This window comes from Flavivirga aquimarina, from assembly GCF_030540835.1.
Classification (GTDB): Bacteria; Bacteroidota; Bacteroidia; order Flavobacteriales; family Flavobacteriaceae; genus Flavivirga; species Flavivirga aquimarina.
In genome coordinates, this window is record NZ_JAUOEK010000045.1 from 72026 (window position 1) to 93549 (window position 21524).

Below are 21524 nucleotides of genomic sequence, written 5' to 3' on the forward strand. Positions count from 1 at the left end.
AAGTTTAAAAAAAGACGCCCCTTTCCAAACCTGATAGTTATCGAGAAATGAAAAGGGGTTTTTATAGAAAGTTGCTAAAAACTCAGAAAAGTAACCAACCAAAACTTTAACCCTAACTAAAGTTAATCCTTAATTTTTACTTGGCTCTCTACAATATCTTTTATAGGAACGACTAATTTTCCTTCCTTTGTTTTTAACGTAATAGATATACTATCTATTGTCTCAACTTCACCTTTAATATTGTTAAATTCGATAACCTGTCCTATTTCGTAAAGTTTTCTGGTATAAAAAGCTTTTAAAACATCCCCGACTACCCTTTGTGCACCAAACCCAAATGCTAAAGCGAATGCCAATAAAAAGGCTGCCAAAATCATAGTTAAATTACTTGTAATGATTTCTGTATTAACACCTGCCTGATTTAATGCCGTAATTGAAACAAAAATTAATATGATAAAGAATACGACCTGACTTACAATTTTTGCTCCAGATAAATCCATGGATTCAAAAAATCCTTTTATACCTTTTTTGAGAGCATTTGCTAATACTAATCCGACTGTGAATATGACTAATGCAGCAAATAATTGTGGTAAGTAACCTAAAAGATTATTAATCTGTTCAGAAATCATCGTTAAATTCATGATATCTGATACTATAATAATCAACATAATGTACATGATCCATTTCACAAAGTTTGAAATAACTTTAATGGCGTTAAAGTTTAACTTTTTGCCTTCAACAATTTCAATGTCATTTAATTTATCATCTAACTTATTAACTTTAGCCAGTTTTAAAGCTTTCCTAATAATACGAACCACTAATTTCGTAACTAACCATCCTACAAATATGATAACCAGCACTACTATTAAATTAAAAAGTATTTTGGTTATTTCAGGCCACATATTAGCTATAGATTCCATGGTCTTATCTCTCAATCCTGTTACTTTTTCCATGTTTTATTATTTTTTGTTAGGTTATATATATTTAGTTATTTTTTATCTTTTCTTTGTTTCATAACAGATTCGATTAAGTCACCAATGTTATAAGAAAATAGCGCAGCTAGATCCATAAGTAACTTAGCCATAGCAATATCACTCATAACTTTAGACTTAAGTTCCTTTGGAACATGCTTAAGCGGCTTGTTTATGTCTTTAAACGGATTATTTTCCATTATTTAAGATATTATCGTTATACACTGTTACCAATTTATCTTTAGCACGTTTAATTCTCATTTTAACGGCACTTTCTCCAATTTCCAAAACACTTTCAATCTCTTTAATAGAAAGAAAATCTTGGTATTTTAGTAATAAAATCATTTTCTCGTCAGGAGAAATTAGTTCCAAAGCTTCTTTTAGCTTATCTACTTTCATATCCAGAAAATCATAATCATCATTATCATCTTCAGAAAGGTTTTCAATATCTTTATAATCTACAGATTGTTTTTCGAATTTTTTAGCTGTATTTCTAGTTACATAATTTACACAATGGTTATATGTAAAAGCATACAGCCATGTTGAAAATTTGGCTTTTTCTTTAAAACTCCCCAGCTTAACAAAAAGTTTTAAAAAGACATCTTGAGTTAAATCCTGGGCTTCAGCTTCATCTTTAGCAAAACCAAAACACTTATTATATACCAACTTAGCATACCTATCGTATAAAATCTCAAAAAGCAATGTGTTATTATCTTTAACAATTGCTTTTACCAGATCTTCATCGGATAGTTTATTAATATCTTCGAGGGTTTTCAAGTGTTATGCAGACTCTTTTAGCTGTTCATGGTTTTTAAGACAAATAATACCTTAAAAGTAATATTTTTTACATAATTCATCGGGAAAAATTAAATTAAATATGCATTTTCTTAAAAGCATTTAAAAAAGTTTATTATTTTGTAAATCAACTTTTTACTAAAAGAAGTGATTTAAACTTTTTATAATTGGCTACAAAAATGTGCTTTCATCTCAGCATTTTATCTTTTTTTACTCCGTAGCGATGCTATGTAGCTCAAAAAAGTCTTTATTCGGAAATGAAGTTACCATGTTTCAATCTAAAAAATTTAGACTACTTCAAATAAAACTTTACAAAATGAAAAAAGGTATATTATTATTCATTTCCCTAAATTTATTTTTTTCTTGTAAAAAGACTAACGAACAACCTCAAGAGCTTAAAGCAAAAACCACAGCTTCTTCTAAGTACGCTTGTGTGCCACAAATTACAGATGCAGCATGGTACAAAAAAGATAATATAGCTCCGCTTTTAGATGGCTATGATGCTGTAAACTATAAAATTACGACTAAAAATGCTTTAGCTCAACGTTATTTTAATCAAGGTATGACCTTAGCTTATGGCTTTAATCATGCAGAAGCGGCTCGCTCTTTCTTCTATGCCACCAAGCTAGATCCTAACTGTGCCATGGCATTTTGGGGGTATGCTTATGTATTAGGCCCAAATTATAATGCCGGTATGGAAGATGATAACTATGAACGTGCTTATGAGGCCATACAGAAGGCAAAAGCATTATCTAAAAATGCTACCGAAAAAGAAAAACAATTTATAAATGCCATGGCTTTGCGTTATGCACCCGAACCTCCGGAAGACAGAACGGCATTAGACACCAAGTATTCTGAAGCCATGAAAACGTTATATGCGCAATACCCTGAAGATACAGAGATTAGTGCTTTATATGCCGAATCGCTTATGAATTTACATCCTTGGGATTTAAATGAAAAAGATGGTACTGAAAAACCTTGGACTGTGAAAATTGTTACCCTTTTAGAAAAGCTCATTGCTCAAAATCCAAAACATCCCGGAGCGCATCATTTTTATATTCATGCTGTTGAAGCTTCGGGCACACCGGATCGTTCTTATATATCTGCAAAAGCTTTTGATGATGGTTTGGTTCCCGGTTCTGGGCATTTATTACACATGCCTTCTCATACCTACATAAGAACTGGAGATTACCATAAAGGAACCTTATCTAATATCGCTGCTGTTAAAGCAGATAGTGCTTATGTTACCACCTGCCATGCACAAGGAGCTTACCCACTTGCCTACTATCCGCATAATTATCATTTTATGGCAGCTACTGCAACTCTAGAGGGTAATAGCCACTGGGCTATGATAGGTGCCAATAAAGTATCGGAACATGTGCACCCTGAAATTATGAAACAACCCGGTTGGGGCACGTTACAGCATTATTACACCATTCCATACTATGTCGCTGTTAAATTTAAACAATGGGATACTATTTTAAATATGAAACTAGAAACCTACGATTTAAAATACCCAAAAGCGATTAGGCATTATGCAGAAGGTATGGCGTATTTAGGAAAAGGTGATTTAGATAAAGCCAAAGCTGAATTATTGGAACTTGAGATATTAGCAAAAGACGAAACATTAAGTGAAGTAACTGTTTGGGACATTAACTCGGTTTACGAATTAGTTAAGATAGCCGAAAAAGTTTTAAAAGCTGAAATACTAGCTAATGAAGGTGATTTAAAAGCAAGTATTATTTTATTAAAAGATGCTATAATAATGGAAGATGCTTTAAATTATAACGAGCCACCAGATTGGTTTTTTTCTATTCGACATCATTTAGGCCCCATTTATATGCTTAACGGACAACATAAATTGGCCATTGAATTATATCTTGAAGACCTTGCTCGTTTGCCTAAAAATGGATGGGCATACCATGGTATAAAAGCTGCTTATAACGCATTAAATGATGAAGAAAACATGAACCATTATGATGCACTTTTTAAAGAAAGTTGGAAACATGCCGATTTTAAATTGTGATCATTCACTTTAATTCTTAAAAAAACAAAACCACCAATTATATAAAAATTGGTGGTTTTCTGTTTTTATTTAAAGACTAAATTTATTGAAATGTATAACTCGTTCGTACAACTTGTGTTAATCTAAAATATCCAAAAGCATAATTATCTGCATTTGTAGTATTAATACAGTTTCCTCTTAAAGGCACTGGTGTTGTGCTAAAAAGACCTGCTCCCCAAGACTGTTCTATTAGAATTCCAATATAATTTGAATAGCTTTCAGAAATACCGAAAAAATCGATATTTACTGTATCTCCAGGAAGAAATGCTTCAATTTTATCAGTCTCATCATCTTCTTCTTTTTCGAACCACCAGGTAATTTCATTGCCATTAACAAACTCATCATCCCCTTCTTCTAATACCGGTAGTAAATCTCCCTGTTTATGGAATTTGAATAAATAGTAGTTTTCTTGCTCTTCTGGATCTGTAAAAATTACATTAACTTCTAAATCTTCTTCATCAAAACCACTTTCTATTGATTGTGTAATACCATCAATATCCACAACCGGCATTAAGGTTTCATTTGCTATATAAGTTTCTCCTTCATGAACAACTTCTAAAGTATAAGATTGACCTATTACAGGAATAAAATTAGTAGTTGTATATTCTCCATTGCCTTGATGCGTAAAAACAAATTCTGTATTGTCATTATCATTAGTCACTCTTACCGAAGCATTTGTAACACCTGTATTTGTTGTAGTATCGTAATAAGGTGTCGATTTACTTAATTTTATGGTCTGATTATTTCCTGTAGTTCCTTTTTCCCAATCAAGAGATGCTTCTATGACCAATCTACTTGGTCCTGTTTGTACATCTACATCTATCACATCTTCACAAGACGTAAACACAATAGTTAAAAACAGTATGGTTAATTTAAAATATATTTTCATTTCCTTAAAATTTAAAGTTGTAAGTTACTGATGGTACCATTCCAAAAATAGCTGTTCTGGTAGCTTCGTTATTTCCAAAATCTTCGTTTTGAGTAAAAGAAATTGAAGCTGCGTTTTTATGATTATAAACATTGTATATACCAAATACCCATTCGCCTTTCCATCGTTTATTAGGCTTTCTATTAGGTTTATAAGTCGCAGAAACATCTAATCTATGGTATGCTGGTAATCGATCTGAATTTCTATCTGAAAAACTAGCCACAGATTGTCCTTCGTATTGATATTGACCATTTGGATAGGTTACAGGTCTTCCTGTTTGGAATACTAGATTACTACCAAAACTCCATTTATCGTTTAACTCATAAGCTCCGGTAATTGATAAATCTTGTGTTCTATCAAATGCCGAATTATACCAGTTACCATTATTAATTCCGGGGCCTCCAGCAATTCCACCTAAGGTTCTCTGTTCTGCTTTCGATATAGTATATGCTAACCAACCGGTAAACCTGCCTTCATTTTTTCGAACTAAAAATTCTAAACCATAAGCGCGAGCTTCGCCATGTAAAATTTCGGTTTCAATAGTATTTTGTCCGATTAAATCTGATCCGTCTATATAATCGATTCGGTTATCTGTCGTTTTATAATATGCCTCCACTTCTAAGGAATAGATTTTATCTTTAAAATTTCTAAAATACCCTAAAGCAAACTGATCGGATATTTGTGGTTTTATATATTTTCCACTTGTTGTCCAAACATCTAAAGGAGTTATAGAGGTTGTATTTGATAATAGATGAATGTATTGTGCAGATCTGGAATACCCTGCTTTTACAGAAGCATTTTCATTTAGTTGATAAGCTAATGATGCTCTAGGTTCTAAGTTTGAAAACTTTTTTATGGTTTCATCTTTTTCATAGTTGGTCTCTCCTATTTCTGTACCGCGTTCATAAATTCCTAAAGTATTATTATAAACTACAGGTTGGTTGTTGGCATAATCTACCATAGCTTGCCCTCCTAAACGACTAAAACTACTTAACCTTACTCCGTATTGTGCTGTTAGCTTATCTGTTAACTTATGTTCTGCATTAATATATAAGCCGCTTTCTAATGCTTTTTTACGGTCTAGGGATAACGGGTTTATAGGAGATGTTTCTGAAGTAGGTCGTACTTGTCCTGGATCAAAATCATAATAAATGGCACTGGCTCCAAAATCTAATTTAAACTTGTCGCTGGCATAATACTTAAGGTCGTACTTTGCATTGTAATTTTTAATTGAAGAAATCCAATCAAATTCATCGTCTGTAATCCCTAAATCGTAGTCATATTTACTATAAATTAAAGACAGGTTAGAAAATAAACGATCGTTAAAAATATGGTTCCATCTTATATTTCCTGAGGCATTTCCGTAGCTACTTCTAAAGCTTTCACCAAATCTAAATGAATCTCTTCCAAAATATCCTGAAAGGTATAATTTGTTGTTCGCATTTAGTTTATAATTAGTTTTTAGGTTTAAGTCATAAAAACCTAGCCTGTTTTTTTCATCGGCTGCTTTTAAAAACAGGTTTATATACGAACTCCTGCCTGCAATTAAAAAAGAGCCTTTATCTTTAAACATAGGCCCTTCTACTGCCAATCTACTGGATATTAAACCTAATCCTCCCGTAAAAGTAAAGTTCTTGCTATTTCCATCTTTTTGACGGATGTCTAATACTGAAGAGGTTCTTCCTCCAAATCGTGCAGGAATACCACCTTTATACAATTTAATATCTTTAATAGCATCTGCGTTAAATACAGAAAAGAAACCTAGCATATGCGAGGTATTGTATATAATTGCTTCATCTAACAATACCAAATTTTGATCTGCAGCACCTCCTCTTACATGAAAACCTCCACTTCCTTCTCCATTTTTAGTAACTCCCGGAAGCATCTGCAACGATTTTATTACATCTACTTCTCCTAAAACCACTGGCATTTGCTTTACGGTTCTAATGTTTAATTTAGAAACACTCATTTCTGGTTTTTTAAGGTTTGCGCGTTCGGTTTCTTCAGCTACAACTATGACCTCATCTAATTGGGTTGATGCTTCCTCCATTTCAAAATTTACTTTTTGATTTTGGTCTAAAGTTATTTCCTGACTCATATTTTCGAACCCCATATAAGACACTACGAGCGTATAAGTCCCTTTTGGTGCTGTTATGGAAAAGAACCCATACTCGTTACTAATAGAACCTATACTGGTTCCTTTTAAAAATACTGATGCCCCAAAGGCGGTTTCTCCGTTTTTTGCCTCCTTAATAATACCGCTAACAGTATAATTTTCTTGGGCCGACAAAACTGCGGTACATAACATAAATAATAATACTAAGTTTTTCATTCTTTTTTGATTAATGATTTTTCTAACAACTTATCTATAGACAAGAAAAATGATTAAAGGTTGCACGAATTGATCTTTTATTTTTTTGTTAAAAAGCTCTTGTTTGAGTTATTGGTAAAATTGCTACAGATTTAAATACTTAAAAACCAAGTTTACAAAGTGCTTTAAAACAATAGTAAACGCCTGCAAGGACACATTTTTAAAGGGTTAAAACCAGCAAATTAACTCGTATTTAACACATAAAATCAGGTATGAGCACTTAGGGAAGAGAAAATATCTGGCTAAACACTTCTTGTTTTAAAATATTCGGTAGTGCTTTGCCTTTGTATAATTTAAAATGTTTGTTAAATGTAGGTTTTGTACCAAAACCACAATTATAGACTAAAGAAATCATGGTGTGTGTTTTGTTCTCAGAATGTGATGTCAACGCAATAAACTCTTTTTTAACGCACTAACATAATTTTAAAAATTCTTCCTGCCATTTCATTAATAACTTGCAATAAATGGTTTGGGTGAATCTCTGAAAACGTTGACCATGATAATTTAAAAAGCTCTTTAGAAATTATTCTAAAGAGCTTTTTAATGAAATAACATTTACTTACTCATATTAAAAGAGTATCAATATTTTGATAAAGTAAGTAAATGTTATTTATTCTATTTCTGATATTTTAACACATAATTATTTGTGCCATCACTACCATCTAATGCAACACCACTAGGACAATAAAGGTACTCTGGTTCATTATTAGCATTCATTAACAACTGAGGCCGTTCGAATTTAACTTTTTTACCACCATAGCGTATATTAGCTTCTTTTGGAAAACTACCTTTAAGGTAAAAATCCTGATAATTATGAAACCCTGATAAAGGTTTAGAATTAAATTTAAGCCCATCTTCAGAAACCCAAAGTAAACCTCCCCCTTTTTCTAAAATCCCATGATTATCTGTAGTTAACAAACATACTTTGTTTTTCCACATGAAAGCATAGCCATCTTCAATTCTAGTTTTATTTGTTGTGATGGGTTCTGGTTGAATTTTATATGGCCCCTCTAATTTCTCAGAAACCGCTACTCCCATACTAACTTTTGCACCTGTACCTTTAGGACCAGCCATAGCTTTAAAATACAAATAATATTTCCCATTAGGGTGCTTAATAAGTCCAGGATTATTTACACCTAAACCACTATTATAACACCAAATTTTATCATCATCTGGAGGGCTTAATAAAGGTTTGGTTTTATTTGGAACTTCTACCCAAGGTCCATTAATAGCATCGCTAATAAGCATACCTATTCTTTGACTAGGGCCATGTTTGTCTGAACCATCATTGGCAATAAAAATTAACACATATTTATTATCAATTTTTTTTACGCTAGGGTTATGAAAACCTGCTGCATTCCATTTTCCATCGTTCTTTCCTTTTCTAACTGTTTCAACATATTTAAAAGGCCCTTCTGGTTTTTGAGCTACATAATGAGCAATTTCACTATTGTAACGCCATGCTTTTTTAAAAGGGATATCAGAAGACCATCTTGCACTAAAGAGATGAACATTTCCATGGTCGTCTCTTATTGGAGAACTTCCCCATACATCATACCCAGGTTCGTTTACTGCTTCTCCAATAAATTTCCAGTAATCTGACAAGGCAGTTGGAATTTGTTTTTCTTTTTGAGAAGTCTCATTTTTTTTAGTTTCTGAGTTCTTACTTTCTTTGTTTTGACAAGAAACAACAAACATTGAAAGTATTATGGTGCTTAATATTATTTTTTTCATTAGTGGTTTAATTAAAAAACTTTAGATTATTTAAATAAAAAAATTCTTGAAAACTGACTATCCCCGAGGCAAGCCATAGGGGTATACTTCGGCTCCGCTCAGCACAGGTTTTCGCCAGTTTCATTTTGCCTTTATAGAGGCGAAAATCGAATTTTGTTATTTTGCCTCACCCAGAACTGCCTTTTTTTGCAGTTCTGACCCTCTCCAAAGGAGAGGTTAATTGGAAACCCCGACCCAAGGGTCGGAGAATTTTTAGATTAAAATGTCCAGTCTTATTGTGTTATCTTAAATGAAACATGTGTAAATGAACCTGTTGTTATGTCTATAAGAAATTGATTTTCTGTTATAGGTTTAATAACAAAAGATTCTCCTGAAGGTTGATCATCATCATCCCATTGAGTTACACTTATATTACCATCAATTTTAAAACCATCTAGAATCCCAACAGGGTATTCTTCGTAAAAAGGAGGTGTGAAAGTTGTATTACATGGACTCACAGTATTAATAAAAAACACATTTACTTCATTATCTCTTATATATGCTCTACTATGAAGTTTCAACCTACTTAGTACTTCTTCTCCATCATGATCTAACATTCTTATAGGTTGCGAACCAATCAATGATTCAGTATAAGCTCTCATTATATAATTTCTTGGTGAATTACCTCCAGATAAAGAATAGTCCCACCAGCTTACTAGATCTAATCCAAGATCAGTCCAATCAAACATACATCCAATAGCATATTCAGAAGTCCAGATATCTGATTTTTTTTCATAATTTGAACTACACCTAATTTTATCCCAATGCGCTTCAGTAGCCCATGCTTCACGATATTTATCACTTTGAGCTAATTCATATTCGAATTTTAGATCTGGATGATTTGTTACATTATGGTGATTTAAGTAATAGTGATTCCCAAACACATCGAATCTATCTTGTCCATTAATTTTGTATAAATCGTTAAAAGATCCAGATTCACCTAATGGTTTATAGAATTCTGGAGCCACAATTTTAGGTACCACATAACCAAGGCTTGCAGTCCTTGCTCTTAGTTCATCAACAGCTATCGTAAAATCTGTAACATCCATTCTAGCAGCTTCTTTATCAAAAGCGACATAATTTACTTCATGTCCATGTTCATGCATAAACTCAATATAGTCAACAACCAATTGTGCATATTTTACAGGATTAGGCACAGTTGGTGCTTCTGTTGTTACCCAATCAGGAAAATACTCTGCTTTATCTGATGTTAACACTTTTAATCCTGCAAAAATCATAAAAGGTTCAGCACCACTATAAGCTGCTTTAGCATTCTCTATAGATTTTAAAACAGTTGTGTAAACACTTTCTACTACCACGCCTTCTTCAGGATGTCCTCCAAAAGCATCACCACAATATAATGGGACTCTAAGACCATTCATTTTAGCTTCACCAAAAGCTCTCTCTGCATTACTTATGTTATTTAAAGCTCCAGCATTATGATTCATATCAAACATATGGTATTTTGTAACCCTTCCAAATTTTTCAAGTGGAGCTATGGTTGCTTTATTTTCATACGTACGTTCTACATAATCAGGAATTTCAATGGTATACTCTTCATAGGCTTTATTAGAATGAAGTCTAAACTTTTCTATAGTAGTCCATTTACTGATTATTGTTGATGGATTTGGAGTTATTAATAAAACATCTTCTGAATATTTGTAATCAACAGAGACAATATCTAAAGGTTCCTCTATACCATTTAATAATATACGCTTGTTTTCTTCATCAATGATTCCGATGGATTTTTCTCCTGTTGATAATGTTATATCAAATTGAGTGAATTTCAAATCTACTTCAATAATCTCATCATCTTTAGCATCTTTATCACAACTTATCAATATAAAGAAGGATACAAAGGATACAATTAATAAAATTTTATTTCTCATAAGTATTTAAATTATATGGTTAACAGACAATAAAACTACAACAATTGAATACTTCATTTTTTTCAAAAAAGGGTGTAATATGTTGCATATTCTTTGAAAATCAATAAGATATTAGCCTATTAAGTGTTAATACAGGTGATATTTAATAATTGAATTCTAAAACTTCTCCTTTTTTAGTCTCTATTTTCTTTACTTCATTATTATAACGAAGGTTTAGTGTATTACCTAACTTAGATATAACAACTAAAGTTTTTAACTTACTTTCTTCCCATTTCATATCAATCTCAAATCCTTTTTTTGCAACAAGACCTTTGATACTTCCTGATACCCATGTTGAAGGTAATGCAGGCAATATGTGAACCTCATCATTGTGGCTTTGTAGTAACATTTCTGTAATTCCAGATACTACACCAAAATTACCATCAATCTGAAAAGGAGGATGTACATCTAAAAGGTTTGGCAATGTTGATTTTCTTTGCAATGCTAAAATATTTTCATAAGCTTTATCTCCCTCTAACAACCTCGCATAAAAATTAATAATCCAAGCGCGGCTCCAACCTGTATGTCCACCTCCTTTAGATAATCTTCCTTCAATTGTTTTTTTAGCAGCTTCAAACAATTCTGGGGTTTTTGATTTCGTAATTTGGTTTGAAGGGTGCAAGGCATATAAATGAGAAATATGTCTGTGACCTGGTTCAGCCTCTTTTAATTCATCTGCCCATTCTAATAACCTACCATCACTACCAACTTTAAGAGGAGAAATTTGTTTTATTTTACTTTTTAAAATAGCACTAAAATCATAATCTATATTTAAAATATCTGCTGCTTTAACACAATTACGGAATAACTCTAAAATAATAGCACGATCCATAGTAGGCCCCATGTTTAATGTCGCCTTTTCTCCATCTTTTGTCATAAATCTATTTTCAGGAGAAATAGAAGGTCCACTAACTAAAAAACCTGTGTTAGGATCTGTGACCATAAAATCAATAAAGAACAAAGCTGCTTCTTTCATAATAGGATATGCTTTGTTTTTTAAATATTCTTGATCTTCTGTATATTCATAATGCGTAAATAAATGTTGGCAGCACCAAGCTGCTCCCATAGGCCACATCGCATGTCTGGCTTTTCCAAATGCAGCTGTAGAATGCCAAGCATCACTAGTATGGTGTGCAACAAATCCCCTTGCATTATAAGTTCTCTCTGCAGTAAGACGTCCCATTTCGCGTAAGTTGTCTATATAATCTAAGAAAGGTTCATGACATTCTGCTAAATTTGTCATCTCTGCCATCCAATAATTCATTTGAATATTGATGTTAATATGGTAGTCTGAATTCCAAGGAGGTCTAAATCCATTAGCCCAAATGCCTTGTAAATTGGCAGGTAAGTTGCCAGGTCTTGAACTACTAATTAATAAATACCTTCCAAATTGATATTGTAATTGTGTTAAATAATTATCTGTAGCTCCTTTTTTAACTTTTTTCAATCTAACATCTGTAGGGAATTCTTCTCCAGTATGGTCTGATATTTTAAAAGAAACTCTATTGAATAAAGATTGATAGTCCGTTATATGTCTATCTAGAAGGGCCTTATATGGTACTTTTATTATTTTATTTAATGCAATGTCACATGCTTTTTTAGGATTTAAACCACGATAATTACTAGAGCCCACTACTTTAATTAATAATTCATCTGCATTTGTAATTATTAATTTACCATTTTCTACTTTTGAAATTCCTCCTTTATTTTCAAAATAAACAATGGCATGAAATTTAACTCCATGACCGTTACCCACATGTTCAGAAAATTCAATACGATTTTCTGATACTAAAATTTGGGTTTTCTCATTACGTTTTACCTGAGCAGAAATATTGATTTCTCCTTTGGTATCTGCTGTATATTTGTAAACCATAACTTTATCTGGAAAGCTAGAAAAATATTCTCTTTTAAAAGCAATACCGTTATTCTTGAAAGTAGTGGTAACCATAGATTTATTAATATCTAGCTCTCTTTTATAATTTGTTACAGAATCTAAATCAGGCGCTTCAATAAATAAATTACCCAACATTTGATACGTGTTTTTTTCTCTAGGATATGCCTTGTTTAAAATCTTATCTTGGACCATCTTTTCTGCACCAACATATTCTTGAGCAAACAACAGTTTTTGAATGCTATCAATATATTTACCAGCATCTTTTTTGTCTCTATCATAGTTTTTACCTCCGGTCCAAATGGTTTCTTCATTTAAACAAATAATTTCTTTTTTAGGCGTACCGTAAATCATAGCTCCCAAATTTCCGTTCCCAATAGGAAGGCCTTGGTTCCATTTAGTTGTAGGTTGTTCAAACCATATTTTTAAAGGTGTATTAGGTGAATCTTCTTTAAGTTGCTCACAACTGATAAAGGTAATGAGCAGGAAAAAGGATAAAATTAGTTTCATTAGTGTTTTAGTTTTTGTGTCTTTCTTAAGTTTGTTTATTATCATAGCGCTTTGTAATCTTTATCATTAATTATTTTCTTTTAATGGAATGAAAATGGTATAAGAATCGTTTCCTTTTTTAATAGCAAGACATAAAGTCTTAGGCTGATTGTTTTCTGTGTAAACAAAAGGACGTTCCATACGGCCAGGGGTTAAAAAAGAACCATCTTCAAGTAGTATTTTTTTATCGGTAATGTGATAGTGTTTTGCTTTTCCCCAATTCAAACCATCACTAGATGTCATCAACCCGATATAAGAGTGTGCATGAAAAACAGCATAAAAAACAGATTGCTCATTATCATACCACATAGAAACATCTTCGGTATCTAAATTACCTATCACAGGGTTGGTATGTATAGCAAAAGGGCCTTCTGGGGTTTTAGACACCGCTATTGCTTGATTTCTGACAAACCTTTTTTCATCGGGTTTATCTCCTTTTATTATTAGATAATAACGATCATCTTTTCCTTGACAAATTGCTGGGTTTACTGCTATAGTTTCAATAGGTCCAGAGGGCTCTATCAATGCTTTGTCCATTCTTTTCCATGGGCCGTTAATAGAATTAGAAACAGCCACTCCTGTTCTTTGGTTTTTACGAAGTGTTCCTCTATCTTTATTTTTTAATGATTTTGTGCTTAGGGCTACTAAATCTTGATGTGTGTATTCTTCGCCGTTTAAATTTGTAGCGATATAGTACAGATAGTATTGGCCATTAAAATATTTAATTTTAGGATTGTGAGCAGTAATTTCGTCCCAATTACCTTTACCTCTACCTTTTAAAACCGTTTCTTTATATTCCCATGGTCCAGTAGAATTAGTTGATACGGCATGTGCAATTTCAGAAAAAGTTAGCCATCCATTAAATGTATATTTTCTCTTCCATCGTGAATAAAACAAATGGTATTTACCACATTGTTCTTTTATGATGGAACCTCCCCAATTATAATATAATGAATCACGAAAAACTCCTTCTTTTTTTAAAGGCTTTATCTTTTTAGCAATATCGAGCTCTGCTACAGTTTTTTTCTGACTGAACACCCAATCAATCAATTTTGCTTCTTTCCATGCTAATTCATAAGAATTATGTCCCACATTTTTATAGACAGTTAAGCGAGCTTTGTTATTTTTTTGATTATAAAGAGATTCTATCATATCTGTAGATCCAGAAAGTGGTACCGTTGGGTCTTTATCACCATGAAATGCCCAAATAGGAATTTTGCTTATTTTGTTAGCCATAGAAGGATCACCAGCTCCGCAAATTGGAATAGCTGCTGCTATTTGTTCGTGGTAACGCATTAGAAAATTCCAAGCAGCATACCCACCCATTGAAACTCCCGTAACATAAATCCGATTCTTATCTACCGCGTTTTCATGTATAACTTTGTCAAATATTTCTTTAGCCAATTTCATAGGGGTGCTTAAAGGGATACTGTCTATTGAATATGAGCCCTTTTTCCAAGGAACATTTACCCATTTTTGTTTTACAGGGCATTGAGGCATTAAAATAATACACGGGTTTTCTTTTTGAACTTTTTCATCCATCCAACCTGCAACCCAAGAACGTAGCTGTTTTACATTATCATTTCCACGTGATCCCGCTCCATGAAAAGAAAGTAACAAAGGATATTTCTTTTTAGGGTTATAGTTAGGAGGCAAAAACAATCTATAAGGCATTTTCGTTCCATTGCTATCTGTATAAACATGAGCAGTTGTGTTTTGCACATAAAAAGATTGTTCTTTTTCTTTAAGGTTATGTATGGAAAAAGCCCCCTCTGAATAGATTGTTTGGGAAAACTGAAGCTGTGCTATTAAACACAAAAATAATACTATGACTTTTTTCACACTTATTCTATTTCAAATTGAACTAAATATTCCAACCCTTTCTTTTGAATTATTGAAACTCCCCAACTTGGAATTTCTTTTTCCAGATTCCCTCTTTTAAATGTGGACTATATAAACTTGGTGCTTTTAGTTGTTTTTTTAGACTATTGTATATTATTATATAATCTGCTCCGTCTTTTGCATAATTTATCTTGCATTACATAGATTAAGCTCAAGATCCTGTATTAATTTTTAAATAATAATGCTTTCATGTCTTTAGGATTATCATATAACACTTCCTTATTTTCCATTAACCTTTTATGTATATGATATGTAACATCCATCCAATCTCTGTCTTCAGCCCAAAGCGGTTTCATTAATTGTGTTTCCCATACCTTAAATTCATGTATTGCATCGTTAAAATCTTTCTTTTTTTCCTGAGACAAATCATTAGTTTCTGCTAAATCATGCTCAAGATTATAAAAGGTATAGCCATGGTTTTCTAAACCTATTAATTTATATAGCCCTATTCTTGCAGCAGATTCTTCCAACTTCCTCCAAAATAATTTTTTGTGAGGGTTTCCTTTTTTTTCTCCTTTTAAATAGGGTAATAAATTAACACCATCTAAAATTAAACCTTCTTCTTTATTTATATTGGCTGCTGCAATAGATGTTGTAAAAATATCTAGCGAGGAACTCAATCCAGAAAACATTTGATCTGACTTAATTACCGAAGGCCAACTTACAACAAATGGTACACGATGTCCTCCTTCAAATTCATTCCCTTTCCACCCTTTTAAAGGGCCTCCGCTAGAGTTGTTATTTGCTGCTCCCCCATTATCGCTTAAAAAATAGATAAGTGTGTTTTCTTCTAATTTTAAAGCTTTTAGTTTTTCTTGAATTTTTCCAATATTCTCATCTAAAGACCAAGTCATGGCTGCTAACTTTTGTCTTGGATGATTTTTATATTTTTCTAAATGTTCTCGCTTAGCTTCCATTGGTGTATGTACAGCATTGTAAGCTATATACATAAAAAAAGGTGTATCCTTATTTTGTTGTATGTATTTAACTGATTGATCACCTAATACATCTGTCATATATCCTTCAAAAACAACCCGCTCTCCATTATGCTGTAACATTTGTTTTTTTTGTGGGTTCTTTAATGGAAAATAAGATCGACTTCCTGTCTCAAAGCCATAAAACTCATCAAATCCTCTTTCATTTGGGTGATCAGATGTATCAAACCCTAAATGCCATTTCCCTAAGGCTATTGTTTTATATTCATTCTTCTTAAAAACATCTGCTATAGTTATTATATCGTCTGGAAGTCCAATATCACCCACATGGTGATCACCGGTGTTATTGGCTTCAAACCCATAACGCTGTTGATATTTTCCCGTTATTAAACCTGCCCTAGAAGGTGCACAAACCGAAGCACTTACATGAGCATCAGTTAAAATAACGCCACTTTTTGCTAATCTGTCAATGTTAGGAGTTTCAAGATCTTTACTCCCCATAAAACCAAAATCGGCATACCCAGCATCATCAATTAAAATGACAATGATATTGGGTTTTCTTATCTCCTTTTTTTCACTAACAACTACCTCATCTTTATTTTTTATTGTGGCGCCTATCATGAATACCGCAGTAATAATCAATGAGGTTATAACCCAAATTTTTATTTTAGTAATTAATTTTATAGTGTTTTTACTAAACATAGAAACTCTATTTTTTATGTAAAACATCTTTAAGATTCAATAAATACTCCAATACAGAAAGTTCAATCTCTTTAGTCTTCTTAATATTTGTTACTTTCATGTTTACATATTGATACACATTAGACCAAAATAAACACAATTACATTTCATCTTAAGCTTTTTCTTTTTTTGATTTTACTCAAAACTAATCTTAAACACATGCGAACTACTGCCATATCCAGGTTTAACCTGAACGCCTGTAGCTAGATATAAGTAAGAGGGTATACCATCTTTAAAAAGTAATTGTGCGCGTTCTAAATGACCATCTTTTTTTCCTCTATATGAAACAGCATCTTTTAAATGCTCTTCTCCAACATAATGAAGCAAATCTTCATAAGAACGTTCTGTTTTATCAGCAGGAAAAGAAAAACCATTTCCAGATTTCCACAACAAACCGCCTCCTCTATTTCCTAAAGAGCCTCTAAAATCTCGACTCATTAGATATACTGAATCTTTCATTGTAAATGCGTAAGCATCTTCAAGTGGCATTTTTTCTTCGGTTACTCTTGTAGGCTTATGCACATAAGGCCCTTCAACAGCATCGGCTATTACAACACCATAGGAATAAACATATCCTTTCGGTTCTTTTCTTACTACAGATTTATGATATAAAAGATATTTACCCTTGTACTTTATTAATGAGGGATTTGAAACTCCCAATCTTGCTGTATAATTCCAAACTGTTGAATCTTTTGTTTGTCGTAAGATCGTACCATCAGCTTCTGCTCCCTTAGCTGGTCTCCAGTTATCACTAAGATCATTGGCCACATACATGACAATACGCTGTGTTTTTAAATCGTTATTTTCATTTACTATAAAACAAAGTTGATATTGCCCGTCTATATTACTAATGGTTGGATTGTGCGGCGAATTGAAAAGACTGTCTTTATCTTGTACAGCCACACCTATATATTTAAAAGGGCCTTCTGGATTATCACTTACGTAATGCCCAATTTCACAATCTTTAAACCATCCACTAAAATTTTCAGGTTGCGTTTTAGTAGACCATTGAGCAGCATATAAATGGATTTTCCCATCTTTTCCTTTTATAGGTGATGATCCCCAGACATGCATACCTTCATTTTCAGCAGCGCGACCTATATATTCAAATTTCATTTTACCAGTAGTAATTTTTGTTACTTGTTTATCATTAGCATCTTCCGTTTTTGTTTTCTTAGCTATGTTATTACAAGATAAACACCCAAGTATGAGTATTAATAATAATATTTTTTGTGATTTCATTTTGTTCTTCATACTGGTATTTTCAATAATGATTCTTTATGTTGATTTAAAAAGTAAGATATACTTCTTATTTAGTTACTATCATCAATCTTTTCTATTTAGGTAGCCTCTAAAAAAACAAAACATAAAATTAATTAATGTTATCTCAAAAAGCGGGGTCATTTTGACTATAATTAGGGTGAATTATGTCTATTTAAAAGAGAAAACCGAAGATTTAAGTTCTAAGAAAATCTAACAATCATGGCTTTAAAAAGAAACATCTTTTTATGTACAGATTAATATTAACTCTCTTTTTTATATTCGAAGTAACTAAAGACCATTATATATACAAAATGATGAAATAACACAGAGTTACAAAAACCGTTTAAATAGATATTTCGAAAAAATTTAGACGATTTTATTGATTATATTATTTCACCATTTTGAATATAATAACTTAATCGTTTAAAAATATTTCAATTACAGGAATTTCAACATTTGGTTTGTTAACAGGTAATTTTAAGTTTATATCTTCTTTTTTCATTTTTTCTTTACCCCAGGCACCATGAGTTTTTCCTATTTTTATTTCTGAGGCATCGTGTAAAAATTGTGCATATTTTATTTTTCCTTTCATTCCTTTCATTAAAAAATTCTGAATTGGGTAATCCAATAAATGCACGTACAAACGATTTGTTTTAGGATTGTAAGTTAACAACGAATTGGGTGGTGTAACAAATCCTTCGGGAGCTTGTGTGCAACTATAAATGGATCTAGAATTGTATTTCATCCAATTCCCCATACCTTCTAAGGCTTCATCGGCACGATAATCAAATGTTCCTCTTGCTGTTGGTCCCACATTTAATAGCACATTTCCTCCTTTACTTACAGATTCAATTAATAGGGTTAATAATTGTTTGTTGTCTTTCCAAGTGTGTTCATCTCGGTAATATCCCCATGAACCAGAAAAGGTTTGACATGTTTCCCAAGGAACTTTTTTTCCATCTACTTCTGGCCATTTTTCTACTTTAAATTGTTCTGGAGTTGTAAAATCCCATCCACCAGCATACTCTTTTAAATCCAATCGGTCGTTAACCAAAATTTTTGGCTGAAGTTTACGAACCATTTTTATCAATTCAACAGATCCCCAATCGTCTCTACCTTTTCCAAACTCTCCTGGATAAGAAAAATCTAACCATAATAAGTCTACTTTTCCATAATTAGAAAGCAATTCTTTTACTTGATTTTTAAGGTATTTTCGATATACGGCCATATCGCGATTTTTGTTCAACTTGTCGTACTCTTCTTTATTATTTGCTTTTATAGAATGTCTACTATCGATGGTAAAATCTGGATGATGCCAGTCAATTAACGAATAATAAAACCCAATACCCAAGCCTTCTGCTCGAAAAGCTTCTACCCATTCTTTAAGAATATCTTTACCGTAAGGCGTCTTTGTAATGTTATAATCTGAATAATCAGAATTGAACATACTAAATCCTTCATGATGCTTTGTGGTAATAACAGCGTATTTCATCCCAGCTGCTTTTGCTTTTTTTGCCCATTCTCTAGGGTTAAATAGGTCTGGGTTAAATACATCAAAATACTTTTGATAATCTTTATCTGAAATACGTTCACGCTTTTTTACCCATTCGTGACGTGCAGGTTGTGCATACAAGCCCCAGTGAATAAACATTCCAAACCTAGCTTCTGTCCACCAAGCCATACGCTCGGTTTTTTCTTTTTCAGTTTCGTTCCATATTTTCTTTTGAGAAAAACTTGAACCCCCTATTGCTAAAGTCAATAGTAAAATAAGATGAATTTTTTTCATGTTTTTTGATATTATAATATATTATTCTTTGGATTGATTATTTACTTCACTTCCCCACCAATCTTTATTAGGTTGCCAATTTGGAGAAAGCATCTTTTTACGATGTTTTTCTTGATTTGGTAAAGACTTATTTTTTTGATTTTCCAGCCATTTTTTACGAGCAGCTTTGTCCCATAAAGGATCAACTTCTGCATAATGCGTATTCATAGATTCTAACCAATTTAAAAGTTGCGTCTCCATTTGTTTAGCAATTTCAGGGTTGTTTTTTGCAACGTTATTACGTTCACCTAAATCGGTTTCTAAATTGTACAATTCGGCGCGAAGATCTTCCCAATAATAAATAAGTTTCCATTTTCCTTTTCTAATAATTGAACTTGGTTCGCCTCCTTGATTTCCATAGTGAGGATAATGCCAATAAAGCGGTCTTTCATCAATATTTTCTCCTAATAAAAGTGGTTTTAAACTAACACCATCTTTATGTGCTTGTGGCTTAAGTGGTAAATCTGCTAAATCTAATAATGTTGGATATAAATCTGTACCAGACACAGGGGTATTAATACTTGCTCTATTTTGTTTTACCCATGGTACATGAATAAAATATGGAACTCTAGTTCCTCCTTCCCATTGGTATCCTTTTCCTCCTCTTAAACTAAGTTGATTGGTAGAAAAGTTATCTCCAGACGTAACGCCTCCATTATCTGAAGTAAAAACAACGATGGTGTTTTTATCTAAATTCAAATCTTTTAATGTTTTCATTACAGTTCCAATAGCTTCATCTACATGTTCAATTAAACCAGCATATACTGGGTTGTCTTGATATTTCCTTGCTGGTAAAACACGCTCCATTTCAAATCCTTTTTCATGGATTCCCATTTTTTCTGCTTTGTTACGATACTTTGTCCATTTTTCTTTAGTGGTTTGTATTCCTCCATGAACGGCATAAAAAGAAAGATATGCAAAAAACTGATTGTCTTTATTTTTCTCTATAAACTTACTAGTCTCATTTGCCAATTTCATAGATAAATTAAGTCCTTTTTCTTCTGGCAAATTTGGCAAGTTTGGATTTTTAAATGGAGAAAAATAGCCTCCATTTGGCCCTCCTGCATGGTTTCCACCTATATTAACATCAAATCCATGATCTGTTGGTAATGATCTTTGTGCTGCACTACCTAAGTGCCATTTGCCTGCAAAGAAAGTGGCATAACCGTTTTCTTTAAAAGCTTCTGGCAATGTTATAGCACTAGAGTCTAAATGATGTTTATATTCTGGTGGTAATAATTTGGTATAACGTTTACGCTCTTTCCAAGATTGACCACTATTTCTTTTTCCTTCAAATTGGGTGATTCCATGTCTTGCGGGATATTGCCCTGTCATTAAACTTGCTCTTGATGGGCTACAAACCGTACAAGCTGCGTATCCATTTGTAAAAACAGTTCCTGAATTTGCAATTTTGTCGATGTTTGGTGTTTCATAATATTTACTTCCCATCACACTTAAATCTGCATACCCTAAATCATCAACCAAAATAAATAAAATATTAGGCTTTTTCGAAGTTTCTACTTTGTTATTATCTTGTTTACAAGATAATAACAAAAATAATATTGCAATTATTGATATTGTTTTTTTCAT

14 protein-coding genes are annotated in these 21524 nt (G+C 32.5%); 1 reads left to right on the forward strand and 13 read right to left on the reverse strand.

The window, feature by feature from the left end:
• Positions 1 to 122 precede the first annotated feature (122 nt).
• The 3 genes from Q4Q35_RS02620 to Q4Q35_RS02630 are packed head-to-tail and all read right to left on the reverse strand — an operon-like array spanning position 123 to position 1745.
• Positions 123 to 950 carry a mechanosensitive ion channel family protein gene (locus Q4Q35_RS02620; RefSeq protein ID WP_303276369.1) on the reverse strand — a complete coding sequence of 276 codons (828 nt, stop codon included), beginning with the start codon at positions 948 to 950 and terminating at the stop codon, positions 123 to 125.
• Between the two features lie 35 nt (positions 951 to 985).
• Positions 986 to 1168: a hypothetical protein gene (locus Q4Q35_RS02625; protein ID WP_303276370.1), complete on the reverse strand. Its 183-nt coding sequence runs from the start codon at positions 1166 to 1168 to the stop codon at positions 986 to 988.
• Positions 1158 to 1745 carry an RNA polymerase sigma factor gene (locus Q4Q35_RS02630; protein ID WP_303276371.1) on the reverse strand — a complete coding sequence of 196 codons (588 nt, stop codon included), beginning with the start codon at positions 1743 to 1745 and terminating at the stop codon, positions 1158 to 1160. The genes Q4Q35_RS02625 and Q4Q35_RS02630 overlap by 11 nt, the downstream gene beginning before the upstream one ends.
• Positions 1746 to 2079: 334 nt before the next feature.
• On the opposite strand from Q4Q35_RS02630, the gene Q4Q35_RS02635 reads away from it, so the two are divergent.
• A complete protein-coding gene (locus Q4Q35_RS02635; RefSeq protein WP_303276372.1) occupies positions 2080 to 3789 on the forward strand; it encodes a tetratricopeptide repeat protein in 1710 nt (569 codons plus the stop codon).
• Positions 3790 to 3871: 82 nt separating this feature from the next.
• On the opposite strand, the gene Q4Q35_RS02640 is transcribed toward Q4Q35_RS02635, so the two are convergent.
• From Q4Q35_RS02640 to Q4Q35_RS02685, 10 genes are all read right to left on the reverse strand, one after another.
• A complete protein-coding gene (locus tag Q4Q35_RS02640; protein WP_303276373.1) occupies positions 3872 to 4717 on the reverse strand; it encodes a DUF4249 domain-containing protein in 846 nt (281 codons plus the stop codon).
• A 4-nt stretch (positions 4718 to 4721) separates the two neighbouring features.
• Positions 4722 to 7088 carry a TonB-dependent receptor gene (locus Q4Q35_RS02645; protein ID WP_303276374.1) on the reverse strand — a complete coding sequence of 789 codons (2367 nt, stop codon included), beginning with the start codon at positions 7086 to 7088 and terminating at the stop codon, positions 4722 to 4724.
• 654 nt (positions 7089 to 7742) lie between these two features.
• On the reverse strand, positions 7743 to 8861 hold the full coding sequence (locus Q4Q35_RS02650; protein ID WP_303276375.1) for a glycoside hydrolase family protein: 1119 nt from the start codon (positions 8859 to 8861) through the stop codon (positions 7743 to 7745).
• Between the two features lie 272 nt (positions 8862 to 9133).
• A complete protein-coding gene (locus tag Q4Q35_RS02655) occupies positions 9134 to 10789 on the reverse strand; it encodes a DUF4971 domain-containing protein (protein WP_303276376.1) in 1656 nt (551 codons plus the stop codon).
• Between the two features lie 142 nt (positions 10790 to 10931).
• Complete coding sequence (locus tag Q4Q35_RS02660) at positions 10932 to 13229, reverse strand: glycoside hydrolase family 95 protein (RefSeq protein WP_303276377.1); 2298 nt, start codon at positions 13227 to 13229, stop codon at positions 10932 to 10934.
• Between the two features lie 66 nt (positions 13230 to 13295).
• Complete coding sequence (locus Q4Q35_RS02665; RefSeq protein WP_303276378.1) at positions 13296 to 15110, reverse strand: alpha/beta hydrolase-fold protein; 1815 nt, start codon at positions 15108 to 15110, stop codon at positions 13296 to 13298.
• Between the two features lie 224 nt (positions 15111 to 15334).
• Positions 15335 to 16834 (reverse strand): sulfatase-like hydrolase/transferase, encoded by a 1500-nt coding sequence (locus Q4Q35_RS02670; RefSeq protein WP_303276379.1) that lies wholly within the window; start codon positions 16832 to 16834, stop codon positions 15335 to 15337.
• 147 nt (positions 16835 to 16981) lie between these two features.
• Positions 16982 to 18100: a glycoside hydrolase family protein gene (locus tag Q4Q35_RS02675; protein ID WP_303276380.1), complete on the reverse strand. Its 1119-nt coding sequence runs from the start codon at positions 18098 to 18100 to the stop codon at positions 16982 to 16984.
• A 424-nt stretch (positions 18101 to 18524) separates the two neighbouring features.
• Complete coding sequence (locus Q4Q35_RS02680; protein WP_303276382.1) at positions 18525 to 19895, reverse strand: alpha-L-fucosidase; 1371 nt, start codon at positions 19893 to 19895, stop codon at positions 18525 to 18527.
• 21 nt (positions 19896 to 19916) lie between these two features.
• Positions 19917 to 21524 carry a sulfatase gene (locus Q4Q35_RS02685; protein WP_303276383.1) on the reverse strand — a complete coding sequence of 536 codons (1608 nt, stop codon included), beginning with the start codon at positions 21522 to 21524 and terminating at the stop codon, positions 19917 to 19919.

Bases quoted from the DNA above. Each gene is read 5' to 3' on its own strand.
- Q4Q35_RS02675 (WP_303276380.1), bottom strand. From the start codon at position 18,100: ATGAAGAACAAAATGAAATCACAAAAAATATTATTATTAATACTCATA.
- Q4Q35_RS02640 (WP_303276373.1), bottom strand. From the start codon at position 4,717: ATGAAAATATATTTTAAATTAACCATACTGTTTTTAACTATTGTGTTT.
- Q4Q35_RS02645 (WP_303276374.1), bottom strand. From the start codon at position 7,088: ATGAAAAACTTAGTATTATTATTTATGTTATGTACCGCAGTTTTGTCG.
- Q4Q35_RS02620 (WP_303276369.1), bottom strand. From the start codon at position 950: ATGGAAAAAGTAACAGGATTGAGAGATAAGACCATGGAATCTATAGCT.
- Q4Q35_RS02625 (WP_303276370.1), bottom strand. From the start codon at position 1,168: ATGGAAAATAATCCGTTTAAAGACATAAACAAGCCGCTTAAGCATGTT.
- Q4Q35_RS02685 (WP_303276383.1), bottom strand. From the start codon at position 21,524: ATGAAAAAAACAATATCAATAATTGCAATATTATTTTTGTTATTATCT.
- Q4Q35_RS02635 (WP_303276372.1), top strand. From the start codon at position 2,080: ATGAAAAAAGGTATATTATTATTCATTTCCCTAAATTTATTTTTTTCT.
- Q4Q35_RS02680 (WP_303276382.1), bottom strand. From the start codon at position 19,895: ATGAAAAAAATTCATCTTATTTTACTATTGACTTTAGCAATAGGGGGT.
- Q4Q35_RS02650 (WP_303276375.1), bottom strand. From the start codon at position 8,861: ATGAAAAAAATAATATTAAGCACCATAATACTTTCAATGTTTGTTGTT.
- Q4Q35_RS02655 (WP_303276376.1), bottom strand. From the start codon at position 10,789: ATGAGAAATAAAATTTTATTAATTGTATCCTTTGTATCCTTCTTTATA.
- Q4Q35_RS02670 (WP_303276379.1), bottom strand. From the start codon at position 16,834: ATGTTTTACATAAAAAATAGAGTTTCTATGTTTAGTAAAAACACTATA.
- Q4Q35_RS02660 (WP_303276377.1), bottom strand. From the start codon at position 13,229: ATGAAACTAATTTTATCCTTTTTCCTGCTCATTACCTTTATCAGTTGT.